The 19,723-nt window shown below is 71.7% G+C and carries 19 protein-coding genes; 11 read left to right on the top strand and 8 right to left on the bottom strand.

Features of this window, described 5'->3' with window-relative positions; all coding sequences use genetic code 11:
* Window positions 1–63 precede the first annotated feature (63 nt).
* Window positions 64–936, top strand: a complete 873-nt coding sequence (locus ACPOLB_RS14345) for an alpha/beta fold hydrolase (RefSeq protein WP_425256675.1) — start codon at window positions 64–66, stop codon at window positions 934–936.
* 18 nt (window positions 937–954) lie between these two features.
* Here ACPOLB_RS14345 and ACPOLB_RS14340 read toward each other — a convergent pair whose 3' ends face one another.
* The gene (locus ACPOLB_RS14340) at window positions 955–1,788 is read right to left on the bottom strand and encodes an enoyl-CoA hydratase-related protein (RefSeq protein WP_425256674.1); all 834 of its coding nucleotides are present in this window, start codon (window positions 1,786–1,788) and stop codon (window positions 955–957) included.
* 37 nt (window positions 1,789–1,825) lie between these two features.
* Between ACPOLB_RS14340 and ACPOLB_RS14335 the strand changes: the two genes are divergently transcribed.
* Both ACPOLB_RS14335 and ACPOLB_RS14330 read left to right on the top strand, forming a co-directional pair.
* Window positions 1,826–2,677 carry a lysophospholipase gene (locus ACPOLB_RS14335; RefSeq protein ID WP_425256673.1) on the top strand — a complete coding sequence of 284 codons (852 nt, stop codon included), beginning with the start codon at window positions 1,826–1,828 and terminating at the stop codon, window positions 2,675–2,677.
* Window positions 2,678–2,710: 33 nt separating this feature from the next.
* Window positions 2,711–4,174, top strand: a complete 1,464-nt coding sequence (locus tag ACPOLB_RS14330; protein WP_425256672.1) for a M20 family metallopeptidase — start codon at window positions 2,711–2,713, stop codon at window positions 4,172–4,174.
* A gap of 16 nt (window positions 4,175–4,190) precedes the next feature.
* Here the strand turns inward: ACPOLB_RS14330 and ACPOLB_RS14325 are convergent, their stop codons facing one another.
* Window positions 4,191–4,658: a (2Fe-2S)-binding protein gene (locus ACPOLB_RS14325; RefSeq protein WP_425256671.1), complete on the bottom strand. Its 468-nt coding sequence runs from the start codon at window positions 4,656–4,658 to the stop codon at window positions 4,191–4,193.
* A gap of 11 nt (window positions 4,659–4,669) precedes the next feature.
* Window positions 4,670–7,000, bottom strand: coding sequence for a molybdopterin cofactor-binding domain-containing protein (locus ACPOLB_RS14320; RefSeq protein WP_425256670.1), 2,331 nt, complete (start codon window positions 6,998–7,000; stop codon window positions 4,670–4,672).
* 173 nt (window positions 7,001–7,173) lie between these two features.
* On the opposite strand from ACPOLB_RS14320, the gene ACPOLB_RS14315 reads away from it, so the two are divergent.
* The gene (locus ACPOLB_RS14315) at window positions 7,174–7,896 is read left to right on the top strand and encodes a Crp/Fnr family transcriptional regulator (RefSeq protein ID WP_425256669.1); all 723 of its coding nucleotides are present in this window, start codon (window positions 7,174–7,176) and stop codon (window positions 7,894–7,896) included.
* 30 nt (window positions 7,897–7,926) lie between these two features.
* Here the strand turns inward: ACPOLB_RS14315 and ACPOLB_RS14310 are convergent, their stop codons facing one another.
* Entirely contained in the window at window positions 7,927–9,879 is a 1,953-nt protein-coding gene (locus ACPOLB_RS14310; RefSeq protein ID WP_425256668.1) for an ABC transporter ATP-binding protein, read from the bottom strand.
* 109 nt (window positions 9,880–9,988) lie between these two features.
* Entirely contained in the window at window positions 9,989–10,276 is a 288-nt protein-coding gene (locus tag ACPOLB_RS14305; protein WP_425256667.1) for a DUF4148 domain-containing protein, read from the bottom strand.
* 199 nt (window positions 10,277–10,475) lie between these two features.
* On the opposite strand from ACPOLB_RS14305, the gene ACPOLB_RS14300 reads away from it, so the two are divergent.
* The 3 genes from ACPOLB_RS14300 (at window position 10,476) to ACPOLB_RS14290 (ending at window position 13,058) form a co-directional block, all read left to right on the top strand.
* Entirely contained in the window at window positions 10,476–11,447 is a 972-nt protein-coding gene (locus tag ACPOLB_RS14300; protein ID WP_425256666.1) for a LysR family transcriptional regulator, read from the top strand.
* 169 nt (window positions 11,448–11,616) lie between these two features.
* Window positions 11,617–12,570, top strand: a complete 954-nt coding sequence (locus tag ACPOLB_RS14295) for a fasciclin domain-containing protein (RefSeq protein WP_425256665.1) — start codon at window positions 11,617–11,619, stop codon at window positions 12,568–12,570.
* Window positions 12,571–12,605: 35 nt separating this feature from the next.
* A complete protein-coding gene (locus ACPOLB_RS14290) occupies window positions 12,606–13,058 on the top strand; it encodes a fasciclin domain-containing protein (RefSeq protein ID WP_425256664.1) in 453 nt (150 codons plus the stop codon).
* Window positions 13,059–13,097: 39 nt separating this feature from the next.
* On the opposite strand, the gene ACPOLB_RS14285 is transcribed toward ACPOLB_RS14290, so the two are convergent.
* Entirely contained in the window at window positions 13,098–14,153 is a 1,056-nt protein-coding gene (locus tag ACPOLB_RS14285; RefSeq protein WP_425256663.1) for an aminoglycoside phosphotransferase family protein, read from the bottom strand.
* A 30-nt stretch (window positions 14,154–14,183) separates the two neighbouring features.
* Here ACPOLB_RS14285 and ACPOLB_RS14280 point away from each other — a divergent pair, with 30 nt between their 5' ends.
* The 4 genes from ACPOLB_RS14280 to ACPOLB_RS14265 are packed head-to-tail and all read left to right on the top strand — an operon-like array spanning window position 14,184 to window position 18,906.
* A complete protein-coding gene (locus ACPOLB_RS14280; protein ID WP_425256662.1) occupies window positions 14,184–16,577 on the top strand; it encodes an LPS-assembly protein LptD in 2,394 nt (797 codons plus the stop codon).
* Window positions 16,574–17,899 carry a peptidylprolyl isomerase gene (locus ACPOLB_RS14275; protein WP_425256661.1) on the top strand — a complete coding sequence of 442 codons (1,326 nt, stop codon included), beginning with the start codon at window positions 16,574–16,576 and terminating at the stop codon, window positions 17,897–17,899. Before ACPOLB_RS14280 ends, ACPOLB_RS14275 begins: the two co-directional genes overlap by 4 nt.
* Complete coding sequence (rsmA, locus tag ACPOLB_RS14270) at window positions 17,842–18,663, top strand: 16S rRNA (adenine(1518)-N(6)/adenine(1519)-N(6))-dimethyltransferase RsmA (protein ID WP_425256660.1); 822 nt, start codon at window positions 17,842–17,844, stop codon at window positions 18,661–18,663. The genes ACPOLB_RS14275 and rsmA overlap by 58 nt, the downstream gene beginning before the upstream one ends.
* Window positions 18,664–18,705: 42 nt before the next feature.
* A complete protein-coding gene (locus ACPOLB_RS14265) occupies window positions 18,706–18,906 on the top strand; it encodes a hypothetical protein (protein WP_425256659.1) in 201 nt (66 codons plus the stop codon).
* On the opposite strand, the gene ACPOLB_RS14260 is transcribed toward ACPOLB_RS14265, so the two are convergent.
* Window positions 18,881–19,276, bottom strand: a complete 396-nt coding sequence (locus ACPOLB_RS14260) for a barstar family protein (RefSeq protein ID WP_425256658.1) — start codon at window positions 19,274–19,276, stop codon at window positions 18,881–18,883. The genes ACPOLB_RS14265 and ACPOLB_RS14260 overlap by 26 nt on opposite strands.
* 58 nt (window positions 19,277–19,334) lie before the next feature.
* Complete coding sequence (locus tag ACPOLB_RS14255) at window positions 19,335–19,679, bottom strand: ribonuclease domain-containing protein (RefSeq protein ID WP_425261928.1); 345 nt, start codon at window positions 19,677–19,679, stop codon at window positions 19,335–19,337.
* Between the last annotated feature and the right edge of the window lie 44 nt (window positions 19,680–19,723).

Genomic DNA, 19,723 nt, shown 5'->3' with positions numbered 1-19,723 from the left:
CGCCGCTGAAACCGGCGTGCAACCGGCGCTGGTCATGCTCGTGTCCACCACCAGGAGACGCGCATGGCCCCGACCCCGACCCTTCTTCCCGCGGCGCTGGCCGTGCACCGCAGCGGCCGCGATGGCGACGAGCGCGCCGTGTGCCTGCACTCCAGCACCGGCAGCCACGGCCAGTGGCGGGCGCTGCAGGCGCTGCTGGCACCGGGCCTGGAGCCGAGCTGGCAGCTGTGCGCGCCCGACCTGCACGGCCATGGCGACAGCCCGGCCTGGCCGGCTGCGCGCGACGCGTCGCTGCACGTCGACGCCGAGGCCGTGGAGCAGGCCTGCGGCCTGCACGCCGGGCAGCCTGCGCACCTGGTGGGCCACTCGTACGGCGCTGCGGTGGCGCTGCAGATCGCGCTGCGCCACCCCGAGCGCGTGCGCTCGCTGACGCTGTACGAGCCGGTGGCCTTCGGCCTGCTGCAGGCCGGCGCGCCGGGCGCGGACGCGGCCCTGGACGAGATCTCCGCCGTGGCCGACGCGGTGGCGGCGCTGGTGCGCGCCGGCGCGCTGCAGGACGCCGCGCGGGTCTTCGTCGGCTACTGGGGAGGCGCCGCCGCCTGGCCGGCGATGGCACCCGCGCAGCAGGCGCAGGTGATGGCGCGCATGGCCACGGTGCCGCGCCACTTCGAGGCCCTGTTCGCGGCGCGCTGGGATGCCACGCTGCTGCGCCGCCTGCGCATGCCGGTGCTGCTGATGCGCGGCCAGCACACCCGGCTCGCGGCGCGCCGCGTCAGCGAACTGCTGGCCGCCGCGCTGCCGCATGCCCGCTGCGTGGAGCTCGGCGGCGCCGGCCACCTGGGCCCGCTGACGCACCGCGACGGCGTGGCGCGCTGGATGCTGGCGCACCTGGACCCGCGGCGCTTCGAGCTGGCCTTCAGCGCGCAGCCGACCTGACGGGCCGGCGGCTCCGGTTCAGACGCGTTCGACCGGCGCCAGCGGCTCGAAGCCCGCGGCCGTCTTGGCCTTCCAGGCGGCGATGGCGGCGGCCATCTCGTCGATGTCGAAGATGGCGCTCTGCAGCAGCGTCATCTGTTCCAGCGCGGCGCCGGTGGGGTGGTCGACGGCGTAGTTCAGCGCCAGCTTGCTGCCGGCCACGGCCAGCGGCGACTTGGCGGCGATGCCGGCGGCCAGCGCCAGCGCGTGCGCCAGCGTGGCGGCGGCGTCGGGCAGCACGGCGTTCACCAGGCCCGCCTGCAGCGCGCGCTCGGCGCCCAGGCGTTCGCCGGTGTAGGCCATCTCGCGCGCGATGGCGGGCGGCACGATCTTCGGCAGCCGCTGCAGCACACCCAGGTCGGCGGCCATGCCGATGTGGATCTCCTGCACCGTGAAGAACGCGTCGGCGCTGCACACGCGCAGGTCGCAGGCCGCGGCCAGGTCGAGTGCGCCGCCGATGCAGCCGCCCTGCACCGCGGCGATGACGGGAAACCGCGCTTCTTCCAGTGCGTCGAAGCAGCGCATCAGCTGCCGGAGCGCGTCCTGGAAGGCCAGGCGCTGGCGCGGGCTGGAGGTGTCGAGCATCGGCATCTGCCCGGCGAACACGTCCAGCGCCATGCCGGCGCTGAAGTGCTTGCCGGTCGACGAGATCACCAGCGCGCGCGTGCGCCCTTCGGCGTTGAGCGCGCTCACCGTGTCGCGCAGCGCCGGGAAGAACGGCGGCTCGAAGGTGTTCAGCCGCTCGGGGCGGCACAGCTGCAGGTGGGCCACGCCGTTGTCGGCGAAGTCGAGGCGGAAGAAGTCGGTGGGCATGGCCCCAGCATAGCGCCGCCGTGGTGGAATCCGGCCCATGCAGACCCTGACCGCCGACACCCTGCGCACGCCCGACGGCACCGCGCTGCACCTGCACCACTGGCCCCACGACGCACCGCGCGGCACGGTGCAGCTGGTGCACGGGCTGGGCGAACACCTCGGCCGCTACGCCTGGCTGGCCGGGCAGCTGCACGCCGCCGGCTGGCGCGTGGTGGGCCACGACCACCGCGGCCACGGCCGCAGCGGCGGCGCGCGCGGCGCGCTGCCCGACGCGCAGGCGCTGTGTGCCGACCTGGCGCTGGTGGTGGACGCCTTCCGCCGGTCGAGCCCGCCCGGGCGGCCGCACGTGCTGCTGGGCCACAGCATGGGCGGCATGGTGGCCGGCCGCTTCGTGGCCGAGGCGCTGGCCGACCGCCCGGCGCCGTGGTCGCGGCCGGTCGACGGCCTGGTGCTGTCGTCGCCCGCGCTCGACGCCGGGCTGGGCCCCTGGCAGCGGCTGCAGCTGGCGCTGGGCCACGCGCTGGCGCCGGACCTGGCGCTGGGCAACGGCCTGCAGCCCGGCTGGGTCAGCCGCGACCCCGCCGTCGTGCAGGCCTACACGGCCGACCCGCTGAACCACGACCGCATCACGCCGCGGCTGGTGCGCAGCATCGTCGACGGCGGCGCGCTGGTGCGCGCCCGCGCGCCGCTCTGGACCACACACACGCTGCTGCTGTGGGCCGGCGCCGACCGCTGCGTCGACCCGGTCGGCAGCGCCGCGTTCGCTGCCGCGGCGCCGCGCGCGGTGTGCACGGCGCAGGTCTTCCCGGGCCTGTTCCACGAAGTCTTCAACGAACCCGAGCGCGACGAGGTCGTGGCGCACCTGCTGCGCTGGCTGGCGCGGTTCTAAGATCGGGGCCCCTGCCGCCGAGGAACCGCCGCCATGAACGCACCCGACCGCCAGCTGCAGCTGGCCGCCTACGCCGACCGCGCCTGGGACGAACGCATCGTTCCGGCGCTCACCGACTACATCGCCATCCCGGCGAAGAGCCCGATGTTCGACGCCGACTGGGCGGCCCACGGCCACATCGAGCGCGTGATCCGCGACGCCGCGGCCTGGGTCGAGGGGCGCAAGGTGCCGGGCCTGCGGCTGGAGGTGGTGCGCATCGAGGGCCGCACGCCGGTGATCTTCTTCGAGGTCGCAGGCACCCGCAGCAGCGACTGCGCCGGCAGCGGCGACACCGTGCTGCTGTACGGCCACCTCGACAAGCAGCCCGAGTTCAACGGCTGGCGCAACGACCTCGGCCCCTGGACGCCGAAGTACGAAGGCGGCCTGCTCTACGGCCGCGGCGGCGCCGACGACGGCTACGCGGTCTATGCCGCCATCACCGCCATCGAGGCGCTGAAGGCGCAGAGCCTGGAGCACCCGCGCTGCGTCGGCATCATCGAGAGCTGCGAGGAAAGCGGCTCGTCCGACCTGCCGGTGTACCTGGACGCGCTGCGCCCGCGCCTGGGGCAGGTCGGGCTCGTGGTGTGCCTGGACAGCGGCGCGGGCAACTACGACCAGCTCTGGCTCACGACCAGCCTGCGCGGCATGGTCAGCGGCGTGCTGAAGGTCGAGGTGCTGACCGAAGGCATCCACAGCGGCGACGCCTCGGGCCTGGTGCCCAGCAGCTTCCGCATCCTGCGCCACGTGCTCGACCGGCTGGAAGACAGCGCCACCGGCGCGCTGCTGCCGCAGAGCTTCCACTGCGAGATCCCGGCGTCGCGGCTGGCGCAGGCGCAGGCCACCGCGGCGATCCTGCAGGACGAGGTCTGGAAGCGCATGCCCTGGTCGTGCGGGGCCGACGGCGGCCCGGTGCTGCCGACCACCACCGACCCGGTCGAGGGCCTGCTGCGCCGCACCTGGCGGCCCACGCTCAGCGTGACCGGCGTCGAGGGCTTCCCGACGCTGGGCAACGCCGGCAACGTGCTGCGCCCGAGCACCGCGTTCAAGCTCAGCCTGCGCCTGCCGCCGCTGGTGGACGGCCACACCGCCAGCCTGCAGCTGAAGACGCTGCTGGAGGACAACGCGCCGTACAACGCGAAGGTCACCTTCCACCCCGACGGCCGCGCCGGCGCCTTGGGCGCCACCGGCTGGAACGCGCCCGAACTGGCGCCGTGGCTGGAAGGCGCGCTCAACAGCGCCAGCAACAGCCACTTCGGCGCGCCCTGCGGCTACATCGGCCAGGGCGGCACGATCCCGCTGATGAGCATGCTGCAGCAGGGCTTCCCGCAGGCGCAGATGATGGTCTGCGGCGTGCTGGGCCCGAAGAGCAACGCCCACGGGCCCAACGAGTTCCTGCACGTGCCGTACGCGAAGAAGCTCACCGCGGCGGTGTCGCAGGTCATCGCCGCCTGCCCATGAGGCAGGCGGCGCCTGCTCAGGGCATCATCGCCGCGGCGGCCCGGATGGCCTCGCGGATGCGGCCGTAGGTGCCGCAGCGGCAGATGTTCTCGATCGCGTCGATGTCGGCGTCGGTCGGGTTCTTCGTGCGCTTGAGCAAATCCACCGCGGCCATGATCTGGCCCGGCTGGCAGAAGCCGCACTGCGCCACGTCGCGGTCCAGCCAGGCCTGCTGCACCGGGTGCAGCGTGGTGCCATCGGGCCCGCTGGCCAGGCCCTCGATGGTGGTGATCTGCTTGCCCGCGACGTCGGACACGCGCGTGGCGCAGGTGGTCACGGCCTTGCCGTTGACGAGGCAGGTGCAGGCCTTGCAGACGTTGACGCCGCAGCCGTACTTGGGGCCGGTGATGCCGAGCTTGTCGCGCAGCACCCACAGCAGCGCCATGTCGGCGGGCGCATCGACGGCGACCGATTGGCCGTTGACGTTCAGCGTGTAGTTGGGCATGTCGGGGCTCCTCAGACGAAGACGGGGTCGGGCAGGCGGCCCGGGGGCACCGGCGTGAACACCGGCGGCGCGTTGAGCGGGAACTTGCGCGGCTTCAGGCCGGTGGCGCGCGCCCAGGCATTGGCGATGGCGCCGGAAGCGGCCGACAGGCCGACCTCGCCCATGCCGCCGATGGGCTCGCCGTTGGCGGGCATCACGATGATCTGCAGCGCCTTCGGAAAGTCCCTCATCTTCGTGACGCGGTAGTTCGTGTAGCTCGACTCCAGCGGCAGGCCGTCCTGGATCGTCAGCCCGGCGTTCAGCACCAGCGTGATGGCGTCGGCCAGCCCGCCTTCGACCTGCGCGCGGATGCCCGACGGGTTCAGCGGCTTGCCGACGTCGATGGCCACCGTGGCGCGCGTGACCTTGGCGTTGCGCGGGTCGCGTGCGTCGATCTCCACCAGGCAGGCCGTGAACGAGCGCGACTCCTGGTGCACCGCGATGCCCTGCGCGAAGCCGGCCGGCATCGCCTTGCCCCACTGGCCCGCGTTCGCCACGGCCTGCAGCACGGCGCGCGCGCGCGGCAGCCGCAGCGACGCGAGGCGGAACGCCAGCGGGTCGCGGCCCAGGCGCCGGGCGATCTCGTCGACGATGATCTCCTCGGTGCTGCGCGCGGGCTGGATGTGCACCGAGCGGAACGACACCGTCGGCATGTCCAGCGGCACCGGCGTCAGCACCTTGGTGCCGACGCCGAAGTTGTAGGGCGAGGCGACCATGGTCTTGAAGAAGAACTCCTCGTAGCCGAGGTTGCCCACCGTCTGCTGCACCACGGTCGGCAGCGCGCCGGCCGCGGCGGTGCCGATCTCGCCGAAGCCGTGGCGCGCGTCCAGCCGCACCGCGGCCACGCGCTGCTCGAAGGCCGTCACCTGGCCCAGCAGCAGCGTCGCGCGGATCTTGTGGAACTGCGGCGGCCGCACCCGCGTCTGGCGCAGGTCGTCGGTGCGGTGGTACATCAGCTTGCAGGGCCGGCCGGTGGCCTTGGACACCTGCACCGCCACCTGCACCGGGTCCCAGAACAGGCGGCGGCCGAACGAGCCGCCGGTGGTGATGACGTGCGCCTTCACCGCGCTCTGCGGCAGGCCCAGGTCGAGCGCGATGGACTGCAGCGCGATGATCGGCGTCTGCATGCCGGCCCAGATCTCGCACGACCCCGGGCGCACGTCGGCGATGGCGGTCTCCACCTCCAGCGGCGCGTGCGCCGCGGCGCGGAACTCGAACTCGCCCTCGACCGTGATCGCGCCCAGCGGCGGCAGCGCCATCGGCACGATGGACTTCTTCAGCGTCGCCTGGATCGTGGCGTCGGACTGGCCCTTCATCGGGCCGTCGCCCCAGGTGATGTCGAGCGCGTTGGCCGCGGCCCAGGCCTGGCCGAAGGTCTCGGCCATCACCGCCACGCCGGGCGGGTTGGGCACGATGCTGCCGCCGGCCGGGATGACGACGATGTCGATCACGCCCGGCATGCCGCGCACGGTCTGCAGGTTGTTGACGCTGACCACGCGGCCGCGGATCTGCGAGGGCATGCGCAGCATCGTCGGCTTTGCGCCCGGCACGTCCAGGTCCATCGCGAACTTCTTGCGGCCGGTGACGATGTCGCGCGCGTCGAGCCGCGGCGCCGGCGTGCCGATCACCTTGTACTGCGACGGGTCCTTGGTCTGCACGCCGACCGGCAGCGCCAGCGTCGCGGCCAGCGCGGTGAGCGCGCCGTAGGCGACCTGGCGACCGTCGGCGGCGATCACGACGCCGGCCTCCACGCGCAGCGTCGACACCGGCACACCGAGCTGGATCGAGGCCGCCGCCAGCAGTCGAGCGCGGGCGGCAGCCGCCATCAGCGGCAGCGCGGCATGGAAGCAGCGCACCGCGGCGGAGCCGCCCGAGATCTGGTTGAACACCAGCTCGGGCCGGGCGTCGGCCAGCGTCACGTCCACGCGGTCCAGCGGCAGGTCGAGCTCTTCGGCGGCCATCATCGCGCAGGCGGTGGCGATGCCCTGGCCCGACTCCAGCCGCGGCAGGTCGAGCAGCGCGCGGCCGTCGGTGCCGACCTGCAGCTTCACCAGCGGCATCGTCGGCAGCGCGGTCTGCACCAGCGAGTCGCCGATGTCGTAGAAGTCGACCGTGTCGGGCGGCGTCAGCGGCAGCGCGGCCTCGGCGGTGGAGGGCACGGCCAGGTTGGTGCCGAAGCCGGCGGCCACGGTCAGCACCGGGGCCGAGACGGCGTAGGCCAGCAGGCTGCGGCGGCTGACCGGCGCGGCCCCGGTCTCGTCGGGCGTTCCCGCGCCAGCGGGTGTCGGTTGCGGATCTCGCATGGGTGTCTCCTGGATGGGCTGTCGAGCGCGGTGGATCGTGCCGATGGCCGCCTGGCAACGTTGTCGTTGCAACGACATCCCTGACGCACGTTTTCCCGGTGCATCCGTTCGGCACGCGCGCGCGTAAAAACGCCGGCACGGGCAGCAAGACCCGGCAACGACGGAGACACCCCATGCAGACCCTGGAGACGATGCTGCGCGGCAGCCTGTGGGCAAGGACCCTGAACCCCGAGGAGTTCGCGCAGGTGCTGCGCGAGGCCTATGAACGGCGCGTCTCGGTCGGCGGCTACGCGATCCGCTGCGGCGAGCCCGCCGACTGCTGGATCGGCGTCATCGACGGCCTGGTGAAGATGTCGGTGTCGCAGGCCGACGGCCGGCATTCCACCTTCACCGGCGTCACGGCCGGCGGCTGGGCGGGCGAGGGCTCGCTGCTGAAGGCCGGCTGCTGGCGCTACGACGGTGTCGCAGTCCGGAACACCCGGCTCGCCTGCGTGCCGCGCCACACCTTCGAACGACTGGTTTCCACCAATCTTGCATTCAACCGTTTCCTGTTGTCACACCTGAACGCGCGGCTGAGCCTGTTCGTCGGGCTGGTGGAGTACGACCGCCTGCTCGGCCCCGACGCACGGGTCGCCCGCTGCCTGGCGAGCCTGTTCGACCCCGACCTCTACCCCAGCGCCGGCAGCTTCGTGCGGCTGAGCCAGGAAGAGATCGGCCTGCTCTCGGCGGTGTCGCGCCAGCGCACCAACGAGTCGCTGCACCGGCTGGAACGCGAAGGCCTGCTGCGGGTGGACTTCGGCGGCGTCACGGTGCTCGACCTGGCCGGGCTGCGCGGCTACTGCAGCGGCGGCGAGGCCGGCAGCGGCACGCGCCAGCGCGCGCCGGCGCGCGGCTGAACCGCGGCCGGGCTGGAGCCGAGGCGCGGTTCAGGTCCGCGCCGGCGGCGGCTCGGCGTCGACGTCGGGTTCGGGCCGTTCCTCGGCGCGCATGTCGTCCACCGGGCCGGGGTCGAGCAGCAGCGCGGTGTCGGGCACGTCCTCGGTGAGGAAGCCGCCGCTCTGGTGGGCCCACAGCCGCGCGTAGTGGCCGTTCAGCGCCAGCAACTCGGCGTGGCTGCCCTGCTCGACGATGCGGCCCTGCTCCAGCACGATCAGCCGGTCCATGCGCGCGATGGTGGACAGGCGGTGCGCGATCGCGATCACGGTCTTGCCTTCCATCAGCCCCAGCAGCTGGTCCTGGATGGCGACCTCGACCTCGCTGTCGAGCGCGCTGGTGGCCTCGTCGAGCACCAGGATCGGCGCGTCCTTCAGGATCACGCGGGCGATCGCGATGCGCTGGCGCTGGCCGCCGCTGAGCTTGACGCCGCGTTCGCCGACGTGGGCTTCGTAGCCGGTGCGGCCCTTCCAGTCCTGCAGCCCGAGGATGAACTCGTGCGCCTGCGCCTTGCGCGCCGCGGCCACCACCTCGTCCTGCGTCGCACCGGGGCGGCCGTAGGCGATGTTCTGCGAGATCGAGCGGTGCAGCAGCGAGGTGTCCTGCGTCACCATGCCGATGGCCGCGCGCAGGCTTTCCTGCGTCACGCCGCGGATGTCCTGGCCGTCGATGCGCAGGCTGCCCTGCGCCTCCAGGTCGTGGAAGCGCAGCAGCAGGTTCACCAGCGTGCTCTTGCCGGCGCCCGAGCGGCCGACCACGCCGACGCGTTCGCCGGGGCGGATGACGAGATGCAGGTCGTCGAGCACCTTCTTGCCGTCGCTGCGGCCATAGGTGAAGGTGATGTGCTCGAAGCGGATCTCGCCGCCGGCCGGCGCCGGCTGCACCTGCAGTTCGCGCGCGTCAGGCGCGTCGGTCATGGCGTGCGGCACGGCGATGGTCTCCATGCCTTCCTGCACGACGCCGATGTTCTCGAAGATGCCGGTGACTTCCCAGCTCACCCAGCCGGCGACGTTGACGATCTGCCAGGCCAGCGGCAGCGCGGTGGCCACCAGCCCGGCGTCGATGCTGCCCTGGGCCCACAGCGTCACCCCGATCGCCGCGGTGCTGGTGAGCATGGCGGCGTTCAGCAGCGACAGCGTGGCCATGAACTTCGTCGTCATGCGCATGTGCGCGGCGATGGCCACGGTGTGCTCGTCGATGACCTCGCGCACGTAGGCGTCCTCGTCGCGTGCACGGGCGAACAGCTTGACGGTCAGGATGTTGGTGTAGCTGTCGACGACCCGGCCCATCACCATCGAGCGCAGCTCCGAGCTGCTGCGGGCGAGCTCGCGCATGCGCGGCACGAAGCGGCGCAGGAACAGCACGTAGCCCACGAACCAGCAGGCCGTGGGCAACGCCAGGCGCCAGTCGGCGGCCAGCATCAGGCCCATGGTGGTGGTGCCGAAGACCACGATGTACCAGATGGCGCGGATGCTGCTGACCACGCTCTCGCGCACCGCGTTGCTGGTCTGCATCACGCGGTTGGCGATGCGGCCGGCGAAGTCGTTCTGGAAGAAGGGCCAGCTCTGTCGCACCACGTGCCAGTGGCTCTGCCAGCGGATCAGGCTGGTGACGCCCGGCACGACGGCGTTGTTGCGCACGAGGCTGTCGCACAGCAGCGCCAGCGGCCGCAGCACCAGCACCGCGGCGGCCATGCCCAGCAGCGTGGGCAGCGCGGCGTCGAAGGCGGCGGCGCGGTCCGGCGCTTCCATCAGCGTCACGAGCTTGCCGATGAACAGCGGGATCAGCGTGTCGATCAGCGCCACGCCGATGCCGGTCAGGAACATCAGCCCGAACAGGCCCTTGGCCTGCCGGACGTAGTGCCAGTAGAAGGCGAGCAGCCCGGAGGGCGGCGCGGTGCCGGGGCGCGCGGTGGGGTGGATGCGGCTTTCGAAGAAGGCGAACATCAAATGCAAACACCGCCCGGTGCCTCGTGGGCGCCGGACGGCGTGTCGGGTGGGGAGGGCGCTGATTGTCGCCGGATTGGCGCCGGCGTCATCCGCCCGCGTGTGCAGCTCAGGCCGCCGGGTTGAACACCACCAGCTTGGCCTTCGGGGCGTTGCGCAGCTCGGCGCGCACCTGGTCGCGGGTCAGCGTCGAGGTGGCCACCACCGGGGCGCCGACATCGGCTTCGGTGGCGGCGAAGGCCACGCCCGCGGCGCGGGCTTCCAGCACCTCGGCGCGCACTTCGGCGCGGCTCTTCTGGGCCACGAAATCGTCCTTGACGATGGTGATGTCGTCGGCCATGGCGGCGCTGCCGGCAAAGGCGAGGGTGGCGATCGTGATCAGTTGCTTGGCGTTCATGATGAATCTCCGTGAAGGACAGTTGAGGAATCGGACAGGTCTTGCAGGTGAACGGGGCGACTTCGTGTTTGCCCGACTTGACCTGCCTCGGTGAGTCTCTCTACGTGTGCGGCTCATCGATGGATGCAACTGTAGGCATTGCCCGTGCAGCAATAAATGAGTTGCGCAAGAATGCACCGTTGCATTCAAGGGAACAAAGATGGACCAGTTGCGCGCGATGCGGGTGTTTGTCCGGGTCATCGACGAAGGCGGCTTCGCGAAGGCCGCACGGGCGCTGGACATGGCGCCGCCGGTGGTGACGCGCGTGGTGGCCGAGCTGGAGGCCCATCTGGGCGCGCGGCTGCTGAACCGCACCACGCGCCGCATCGCACTGACCGACGTCGGCGAGAACTATCTCGAGCGCGCGCGGCAGATCCTGATCGACGTCGAGGAGAGCGAGGCGCTCGCGTCCGAGAGCACCAAGGACCCGCGCGGCCTGGTGCGGGTGCTGGCACCGCCTGCGGTGGCCGTGCACCAGCTCGCCAAGCACCTGCCGGCGTTCCGCGCGCAGTACCCCCAGGTGTCGATCGAGCTCTCGGCGCCGGGTGCGGTGGAGACGGTGGACGAGGACTTCGACCTCACCATCCTGGCCGTGCGCCAGCCGCTGGACGGCGACTACGTGGCGCGCCGTCTCGCGCGCTCGGAGGTGATCCTGTGCGCCTCGCCCGACTACCTCGACCGCCGCGGGCGCCTGGACCACCCGCGCGACCTCGCGCACCACGAGGCGTTGATCCCGCCGATCTCGTCGCTGCAGCGCGGCCTGACCTTCGTGACGGGCGCCTGGGGCGACGACGAGCCGGGCGGCGAGTCGTTCACCGTGCAGCCGGCGCGCGGCGCGGCGCTGCGCAGCACGCACGTCGACACCAACTACGCCGCTGCGCTGGCCGGCCTGGGCATCGCCGGCCTGCCCAGCTTCGTGATCGAGGACGCGCTGATGGAAAACGCGCTGGAGCGCGTGCTGCCGGCCTGGCGACTGTTCGACCTGTCACTGTGGGTCGCGATGCCCAGCCGCAAGCACGTGCCGGCACGCACGCGGGCCGTGCTCGATTTCCTGGTGCAGATCTTCGGCGGCGAAGACCGCGACCCCTGGCTGGCCGCGGCGGGCTGCGCCACTCCGCAGCGGACGGCCTGAACGCGCCGAGCGCGCCCGCCACACGCGCATCCGAGGGAATGTGACGATGCAGTAACAACAAAACCGTACAGTTCATGGTGTGAACTCTTTGGTTCAGACTTCGGGCTGGGTTGTGCAGTTCCGCACATCCAAGCGGGCATGTCCGCCCACCCCACTCGGAGACACACCCATGCTGTCCTGGTTTCGTCTGTTGCTGATCGCCGCCTCGGCGAGCTTCCTCACCGCCTGCTGGGACGACACCGACGTCGCGCCCACGCCGCCGCCGAAGAACATCGTGCAGACGGCCCAGGCCGACCCGCAGTTCAGCATCCTGGTCGAGGCCGTGGTCGCCGCCGACCTCGCGGGCACGCTCTCGGGCACGGGCCCGTTCACGGTGTTCGCGCCCACCAACAACGCCTTCGCCGCGCTGCTGACCGAGCTGGGCATCACCAAGGAAGCGCTGCTCGCCGACAAGGCGCTGCTGACGCAGGTGCTGACCTACCACGTGCTGCCGGCCCGCGTGCTGAAGGCCGCGGTGCCGGCCGGCCAGGCCATCACCACGGTGCAGGGCGGCATCTTCAAGGTCGACGCCGTTGGCACCGACCTCGTGATCACCGACGGACGCAACCGCACCGCGACCATCACCGCCACCGACATCTCGGCCAGCAACGGCGTCATCCACGTCATCGACAAGGTGATCCTGCCGGCCGACAAGACCATCGTCGAGACCGCCGCCGCGCTGCCCGACTTCAGCATCCTGGTCGAAGCCGTGCAGGCCGCGGGCCTCGAAGCGGCGCTCAGCGCAGAAGGTCCGCTGACCGTCTTCGCGCCGACCAACGACGCCTTCGCCGCGCTGCTGGCCGAGCTGGGCATCAGCAAGGAAGCGCTGCTGGCCGACACCGCGCTGCTGACGCAGGTGCTGACCTACCACGTCGTCGACGGCCGCGTGCTGAAGGCCGGCGTGCCGGTGGGTGCGCCCATCACCACGCTGCAGGGCGAGACCTTCACGGTCGACGCCACGCTGGCCATCACGGACCAGCGCATGCGCATGGCCAACATCACCGCCACCGACGTGCTCGCCAGCAACGGCGTGATCCACGTCATCGACAAGGTCATCCTGCCGGCTGCGCCGGCAGCGCAATGAACCCGACCCTTCCCTCAACCGCTCCAGGAGCCACCATGAAGAAACTGATCATCGCCGCCGGCATCGCCGTCGCCGCGTTCGCGGCGCAAGCCAAGGACATCGTCGACACCGCGGTGGGCGCCGGCAACTTCAAGACGCTGGCAGCCGCGCTGCAGGCCGCCGGCCTTGTCGACACGCTGAAGGGCAAGGGCCCGTTCACGGTGTTCGCGCCCACCGACGCGGCGTTCGCGAAGATCCCCAAGGCCGACCTCGACGCGCTGCTGAAGGACAAGGCCAAGCTGACCGCCGTGCTGACCTACCACGTGGTGCCCGGCACCGTGATGGCCAAGGACGTGAAGGCCGGCATGGTGAAGACCGTGCAGGGCGGCTCGCTGACGGTCGCCACCGCGGGCGGCGTCACGGTCGACAACGCCAAGGTCACGGCCACCGACATCGTGGCCAGCAACGGCGTCATCCACGTCATCGACACGGTGGTGCTGCCGAAGTGACGGCAGCGGCCGGCGTTTCCCTGCGCCGGCCCGTCGGGATCAGAAGGTGAAGCCTGCTTCGACCTTCTGGCCCGACATCGGCTCCAGCAGCCGCGCCAGCGGCTTCAGCGGGCCGTAGCGCATCGCCACCCTGTTGGCGTAGGCGAAGAAGCGCGGCAGGTCCTCGGCATAGCGGGGCTTGCCGTCGCGGTGCTTCAGGCGGCAGAAGATGCCCAGCACCTTGAGGTGGCGCTGCAGGCCCATCCATTCCAGCGCGCGCCAGAATTCGCCGAAGTCGTGGCCGTAGGTCTCGCCCAGCGGCAGGCCGGCGCGGCGTGCCTGCTCCCACCAGCGCACGGCCCAGTCGATCTCGCGCGGCTCGTCCCAGCTCAGGAAGGCGTCGCGCAGCATCGAGGCCAGGTCGTAGCTGATCGGCCCGCGCACCGCGTCCTGGAAGTCGAGGATGCCGGGGTTGGGGTCGCACACCATCAGGTTGCGCGGCATCCAGTCGCGGTGCACGGCCACCGTGGGCTGCGCGAGCGCGCTGTCGACCAGCAGCGTGCAGATGCGGTCCCAGCTGGCCTGCTCCTGCTGCGTCCACGTGATGCCGAACTCGCGCTGCACGCACCAGGTGGGGAACAGCGCCAGCTCGCGCTGCAGCAGCGCAGCGTCGTACGCGGGCAGCCCGGTGGCGGGCACATGGGCCTGGAAGTGCACCAGCGCCTTGATCGCGTCGCGCATCAGCCGGTCGGCCTCGTCGGCCCCGGCGTCGCGCAGCACGTCGAGGTACAGCGTGCGGCCCAGGTCGCTCAGCAGCAGGAAGCCCTGGGCCTCGTCGGCGGCCAGCACCTGCGGGGCGTGCAAGCCGGCGGCCTCGATCAGCCCGGCGACGCGCACGAAGGGGCGCACGTCTTCCTGCGGCGGTGGCGCGTCCATCACCACCAGGCTGCGGCCGCTGGCCTGGACACGCAGGTAACGTCGGAAACTGGCGTCGGCAGAGGCGGGAGCCAGCGTGCCGGCGTCGATGCCGAAATGGGGCGCCAACGCGCCCAGCCATTGCGTGAAGGCCGCCTGGCGTTGCGGGTCGGGCCAGTGGACGGGTGCGGGGGGTTGCATGCTGGCCCTCATGGATAATCGATTCTACAAATGCAGTTCACACCGTTGACACCGCTGGCCCTGGCGGCGGCGCTGCTGTTCAGCGGCATCGAGGTGTGGGCCCAGGCGCCGGACGGCGCGGTTGCGCTCGAACCCAGCCGCAGGCTTCAGCCCGCCCCGCAAGGCGAGGCCGCCAGGCGCCTGCCCATCATCCTGCGCGCGCAGTCGCTGCGCGCCCGCCCCGACCTCGACGCCGTCGCGGAAGGCGCGGTCGAGTTCCGCCGTGGCGGCACCGTGATCAGCGCCGACCGGCTGGGCTACAACCAGGTCGAAGACCTCGCCAGCGCCATCGGCCACGTGCGCATCGAACGCGACGGCGCCATCTACAGCGGCCCCGAGCTGCAGCTGCGCGTGCAGCGCTTCGAGGGCGTGTTCCTGGCGCCCGAGTTCGAGTTCCCGCAGTTCGGCGCCGGCGGCCGCGCCGACCGCGTCGACTTCATCGACAGCCGCCGCGCCAACGCCGTCAACGCCATCTACACGAGCTGCCCGCGCGACGGCTCGGGCGACCCCGACTGGGTGCTGGAGACCAGCCGCGTGCAGCTGGACTTCGACGCCAACGAGGGCATCGCCGAAGGCGCGGTGCTGCGCTTCCTGGGTGTGCCCATCCTGGCCTGGCCGCGGCTCAGCTTTCCGCTGACCGAAGCACGCAAGTCGGGCTGGCTGCCGCCGCGCATCGACCTCGACAGCCGCAGCGGCCTGGAGCTGTCGGTGCCCTACTACTGGAACATCGCGCCCAACCGCGACGCCACGCTGACGCCGCGCGCCATCACCAAGCGCGGGCTGGGCCTGGACACCGAGTTCCGCTACCTCGAGCCCGGCGACAGCGGCACGCTGCAGCTCGGGCTGCTGCTGAACGACCGCGTGGCCGGCCGCTCGCGCCAGTCGGTGCAGTGGAGCCACGCCGGCACGGCGGGTGCCGGCCTGCGCTACAGCACCGAGGTCGTGCGCGTGTCCGACGACGGCTGGTGGAAGGACTTCCCCGACGCCGGCCGCAGCCTGACGCCGCGCCTGCTGTCGGGCCGCGCGGCGCTGGAGCGGCCGCTGGCCTGGTCGGCGCTGGGCGGCGGCGAAGGCCTGGCCTACCTGCGCACGCAGACCTGGCAGGTGCTGCAGGGCAGCGACCAGCTCGTCTCGTCGCCCTACCAGCGCGTGCCGCAGCTCGGGCTGCGCCTGGGCAGCACGCCGCTGGCGGGCCTGGAGCTGAGCCTGCAGACCGAGCTCAACCGCTTCGACCTGCCGCACGCCGAGCCCGACGCCACGCGGCCCACCGGCTGGCGATGGCACGCCGTGGGCGCGCTGGCGCTGCCCTGGCGCGAGGATGGGGCCTGGCTGGTGCCGCGGCTGACGCTGAACGCGGCCGCCTACCGCACCGACGCGCCGCTGGGCAGCGGCAGCCGCAACGCACGCCGGCTCGTGCCCACCTTCAGCATCGACGGCGGCATCGAGCTCGAGCGCGAGACGCAGGCCTTCGGCCGCGCGATGCGGCAGACGCTGGAGCCGCGTGTGCTGTACGTCAACACGCCCTACCGCGAGCAGGCGGGGCTGCCCAACTTCGACGCCGCGGGCAAGGACTTCAACTTCGCGTCGATCTACTCCGACAACAACTTCTCCGGCATCGACCGCGTCTCCGACGCGCACCAGATCACCGCCGGCGTGACGACGCGGCTGGTCGACGCGGCCAGCGGCGCCGAGGCGCTGCGCCTGGGCCTCGTGCAGCGCTACCTGCTGCGCGACCAGCGCGTGACGCCGAACGCCGACGGCAGCGCCGACGGCCCGCCGCTGGAGCAGCGGTTCTCCGACGTGCTGCTGCTGGGCTCGGGCCACGTGCTGCCGCAGCTGGCGCTGGACGCTGCCGTGCAGTACAGCCCCGACATCTCGCGCGCGGTGCGCTCCATCGTCGGCGCCCGCTGGACCCCCGGCCCCTACCGCACGCTGAGCACCAGCTACCGCTTCGCACGCGGCCTGAGCGAGCAGCTGGAGCTGGGCTGGCAATGGCCCCTGAACGGACGCGTGCCGTCGGGCCCCGACACCCCGGCGGCGCTGGCGGCCGCCAGCGGGATCGGCGCCGCGCAGGCCGCGCGCGGCGACGGCAGCTGCGCCGGCACCTGGTACACCGTCGGCCGCGTGAACTACAGCCTCAAGGACAGGCGGGTCAACGACAGCATCCTGGGCCTGGAGTACGACGCCGGATGCTGGATCGGGCGCATCGTGGCCGAGCGGCTGTCCACCGGCACCAGCGAGGCCACGACCCGGTTGCGCGCCGAGATCGAGTTCGTCGGGCTGTCGCGCATCGGCTCGAACCCGCTGAAGGTCTTGAAGGACAATATCCCGGGCTACCGCCTGCTGCGCGACGACCGCCGCGCACCGACCTCCTCCGACGAATGAACGCATCCAAGACCTCACGGCGCTGCAAGGTGGTGGCCGCGGTGCTGGCCGTGCTGGCGGCGCTGCCCGCCACCGGCCCGGCCGCCGCCCAGAGCCGCGAACGCAATGGCGACTACATCGTCGCCATCATCAACAGCGAGCTCGTCACGGCCGGCGAGATCGACAGCCGCATGGCGCGCGCCCGCGCCGATGCCGCGCGCAGCGGCCAGCGCCTGCCGTCCGACGCCGTGCTGCGCCAGCAGGTGCTGGACCTGCTGATCGACGAGCGCGTCATCGTCACCTACGCCCGCGAGAGCGGCCTGCGCATCGACGAGCCCGAGCTCGACCGCGCCGTGCAGAGCGTCGCCGCGCAGAACCAGCTCACCTCGGAACAGCTGCGCCAGCGCCTGCGCGCCGAAGGCATCGACTACGCGCGTTTCCGCGCCAACCTGCGCGACCAGATGCTGATCGAGCGCATCCGCGAGCGCGAGGTCGTGGCCCGCATCCGCGTGCCCGACGCCGAGATCGAGCGCTACATCGAACAGCAGCGCGGGGCGATGCAGGCCGACGCCGAGATGAACCTGGCGCAGATCCTCGTCACCGTGCCCGAAGGCGCCGATGCCGCCACGGTGGCCGAGCGCAAGGCGCGCATCGACGCCGCGCTGGCCCGCGTGCAGGCCGGCGAGGACTTCGCCCAGGTCGCGCGCGAAGTCTCGGAAGACGGCAACAAGGCGCGCGGCGGCGAGATCGGTGCGCGGCCCGCGTCGCGGCTGCCGGACCTGTTCGTCGAGGCCGTGAAAGGCGTGGCCGTGGGGCAGGTGACGGCGCCGGTGCGCTCGGGCGCGGGCTTCCACGTGCTGAAGGTGCTGTCACGCCAGGACAGCGGCGCGCTCACCGTGACGCAGACACGCGCCCGCCACATCCTGCTGCGCACGTCGCCGCAGCTGACGGCCGAGGTGGCCGCGCGGCGCCTGAACGAGTACCGGCGCCAGATCGAGAGCGGCGCACGCAGCTTCGAGGACGTGGCGCGCGCGTTCAGCGAGGACGGCTCGGCACCCGCCGGCGGCGACCTCGGCTGGTTCGGGCCCGGCACCATGGTGCCGGAGTTCGAGCAGGCGATGAACCAGCTGCAGCCGGGCGGGCTCTCGCCGCCGGTGGTGTCGCGCTTCGGCGTGCACCTGATCCAGGTCGTCGAACGCCGGCAGGTCGCGCAGGACATGAAGCAGGTGCGCGAGCAGGCGCTGAACGTCCTGCGCGAGCAGAAGTTCGAGGGGGCCTACGAAGAATGGGCGAAGGACCTGCGCGCCCGCGCGTACGTCGAGATGCGCGAGCCGCCGCAGTGAGCAGCCACCAGCCGCGCAAGCGGTTCGGACAGCACTTTCTGACCGACGACGTGGTGCTGGAGGCCATCGTCGATGCGATCGACCCGCGGCCGGGCCAGGCGCTGGTGGAGATCGGCCCGGGCCTGGGCGCGATGACGGTGCCGCTGCTGCAGCGCTGCGAGCGGCTGACCGTGGTCGAGCTCGACCGCGACCTCGCGGCCCGGCTGCGCCGCAACCCGCAGCTGCAGGTGATCGAGTCCGACGTGCTGAAGGTCGACTTCCGCGCACTGGCGCAGCAGGCCGGCCAGCGGCTGCGGGTGGTGGGCAACCTGCCCTACAACATCTCCACGCCGATCCTGTTCCACCTGCTGCTGGCGGTCGACGACGTGGTCGACCAGCACTTCATGCTGCAGAAGGAAGTGGTGGACCGCATGGCCGCCGCGCCCGGCAGCAAGGACTACGGCCGCCTGTCGGTGATGCTGCAGTGGCGCTATGCCATCGAGAACGTGCTCGACGTGCCGCCCGAGGCCTTCGACCCGCCGCCGCGCGTGGATTCGGCCGTGGTGCGCATGCAGCCGCTGCCGGCGCCCGAGGGTGTGGACGCGCAGGTGCTGTCGGAGCTGGTGACGGTGGCGTTCTCGCAGCGGCGCAAGATGCTGCGCAACACGCTGGGCCGCTGGATGGAAGAACGCGGCGTGCAGGCTGCGTTCGACCTGCAGCGGCGCGCCGAGGAAGTCCCGGTGGCGGAGTACCTTGCGCTGGCGAGGCTGGCTTCCCCGCGTTGAGCGCGGGGAAGGCGACGTCAGGCTGCGTTCTGCCAGGCAGCCGTGTCGAACGCGCTGCACATCATCGGCATGTTCATGCCGAAGTTGGGATTCACGCCGTTCTTCGCTGCCGGTGTCTTGGCGGCCGGCTTGGCCGCTGCGGCAGGTGCCGCGACACTGGTGTTGCTGGGGGCCGTTTCAGCAGCCCGCTCCCATGACCCGATTTCCTGGGAGCGGGCTACTGAAAAGAATAGAAGCACCTGAAGGGTATTCGTCGTTCGCCCCAGAAGTCTGCGGCGTCGCGGAACACGTCGAGCAGCTGCTCGCGCGCCTCGCGGTCGAAGCGCGGGTTGTCGGGCAGTTGTTCCAGCACGACCACGAAGCCCGGCTGCTGGCCGGCCTTGTGCACGAGGTCGGTCATGCAGTCGTACAGCGCGTCGAGGTTCTTGCCGAAGTGCGTCGGGAACAGGAACGCGGCGGCGATGCCTTCCAGCACCTCCTGCTTCGTCTGCGCCGACGACAGGTTGGCGTACAGGAAGTGCTGGCCGGCGTCGGACGCCGCCTGCATCAGGTCTTCCACCCGGTAGGCGCGGATCGATTGGACGATATTGGGGCGGACGGTCTGCAACTCCATGGTCGCTTGCCTCCTTCTTGATGCAACAGGAACGGGCGCGTCGTCGACCACGGGGCGGTCATCGAGCAATGAGTCGAAAACTTGCATAGTGATCGGCGGTGTAGAAACAAGCATCGGGCTGGGTCGGCTGCAGGCCGCCGCAGACGATGCGACGGGCCCCGCGGTTGGACGCCCCGGGTGTGCGGACGGTGTACTCTCTGTAATAACCCCGAGCCTTGCTCGGCAGCAAACGTTCGCGGTTGAAGAACACGGTGCCGTCCTTGCTGTACGGAAACGGCCCGCCGCTCAGCACGAGGCGGTAGGTTTGCTGTGCCTGGACCGGCAAGGCCGACAGCGCCACGGTGGGCAGTGCTGTCGCGGCCTCGGGGCTCTGGCGGGCCTGCGCACCGCCCGCGACCAGCAATCCGGCCGTGAGTGCCGCAGCTGCCGCCCCCCGCGCGAACAGGT

It is taken from the genome of Rubrivivax soli, from assembly GCF_049810355.1.
Lineage (GTDB): Bacteria > Pseudomonadota > Gammaproteobacteria > Burkholderiales > Burkholderiaceae_C > Rubrivivax.
The sequence above is the reverse complement of the archived record's forward strand: the minus strand, read 5'-3'. Positions and strand labels throughout refer to the sequence as shown.

Excerpts from the sequence above, each read along its gene's own strand:
- ACPOLB_RS14300 (WP_425256666.1), top strand. The coding sequence starts at position 10,476 with ATGGACCAGTTGCGCGCGATGCGGGTGTTTGTCCGGGTCATCGACGAA.
- ACPOLB_RS14305 (WP_425256667.1), bottom strand. The coding sequence starts at position 10,276 with ATGAACGCCAAGCAACTGATCACGATCGCCACCCTCGCCTTTGCCGGC.
- ACPOLB_RS14315 (WP_425256669.1), top strand. The coding sequence starts at position 7,174 with ATGCAGACCCTGGAGACGATGCTGCGCGGCAGCCTGTGGGCAAGGACC.
- ACPOLB_RS14295 (WP_425256665.1), top strand. The coding sequence starts at position 11,617 with ATGCTGTCCTGGTTTCGTCTGTTGCTGATCGCCGCCTCGGCGAGCTTC.
- ACPOLB_RS14330 (WP_425256672.1), top strand. The coding sequence starts at position 2,711 with ATGAACGCACCCGACCGCCAGCTGCAGCTGGCCGCCTACGCCGACCGC.
- ACPOLB_RS14335 (WP_425256673.1), top strand. The coding sequence starts at position 1,826 with ATGCAGACCCTGACCGCCGACACCCTGCGCACGCCCGACGGCACCGCG.
- ACPOLB_RS14290 (WP_425256664.1), top strand. The coding sequence starts at position 12,606 with ATGAAGAAACTGATCATCGCCGCCGGCATCGCCGTCGCCGCGTTCGCG.
- rsmA (WP_425256660.1), top strand. The coding sequence starts at position 17,842 with ATGGGCGAAGGACCTGCGCGCCCGCGCGTACGTCGAGATGCGCGAGCC.
- ACPOLB_RS14325 (WP_425256671.1), bottom strand. The coding sequence starts at position 4,658 with ATGCCCAACTACACGCTGAACGTCAACGGCCAATCGGTCGCCGTCGAT.
- ACPOLB_RS14275 (WP_425256661.1), top strand. The coding sequence starts at position 16,574 with ATGAACGCATCCAAGACCTCACGGCGCTGCAAGGTGGTGGCCGCGGTG.
- ACPOLB_RS14285 (WP_425256663.1), bottom strand. The coding sequence starts at position 14,153 with ATGCAACCCCCCGCACCCGTCCACTGGCCCGACCCGCAACGCCAGGCG.
- ACPOLB_RS14310 (WP_425256668.1), bottom strand. The coding sequence starts at position 9,879 with ATGTTCGCCTTCTTCGAAAGCCGCATCCACCCCACCGCGCGCCCCGGC.
- ACPOLB_RS14340 (WP_425256674.1), bottom strand. The coding sequence starts at position 1,788 with ATGCCCACCGACTTCTTCCGCCTCGACTTCGCCGACAACGGCGTGGCC.
- ACPOLB_RS14280 (WP_425256662.1), top strand. The coding sequence starts at position 14,184 with ATGCAGTTCACACCGTTGACACCGCTGGCCCTGGCGGCGGCGCTGCTG.
- ACPOLB_RS14320 (WP_425256670.1), bottom strand. The coding sequence starts at position 7,000 with ATGCGAGATCCGCAACCGACACCCGCTGGCGCGGGAACGCCCGACGAG.
- ACPOLB_RS14260 (WP_425256658.1), bottom strand. The coding sequence starts at position 19,276 with ATGGAGTTGCAGACCGTCCGCCCCAATATCGTCCAATCGATCCGCGCC.
- ACPOLB_RS14345 (WP_425256675.1), top strand. The coding sequence starts at position 64 with ATGGCCCCGACCCCGACCCTTCTTCCCGCGGCGCTGGCCGTGCACCGC.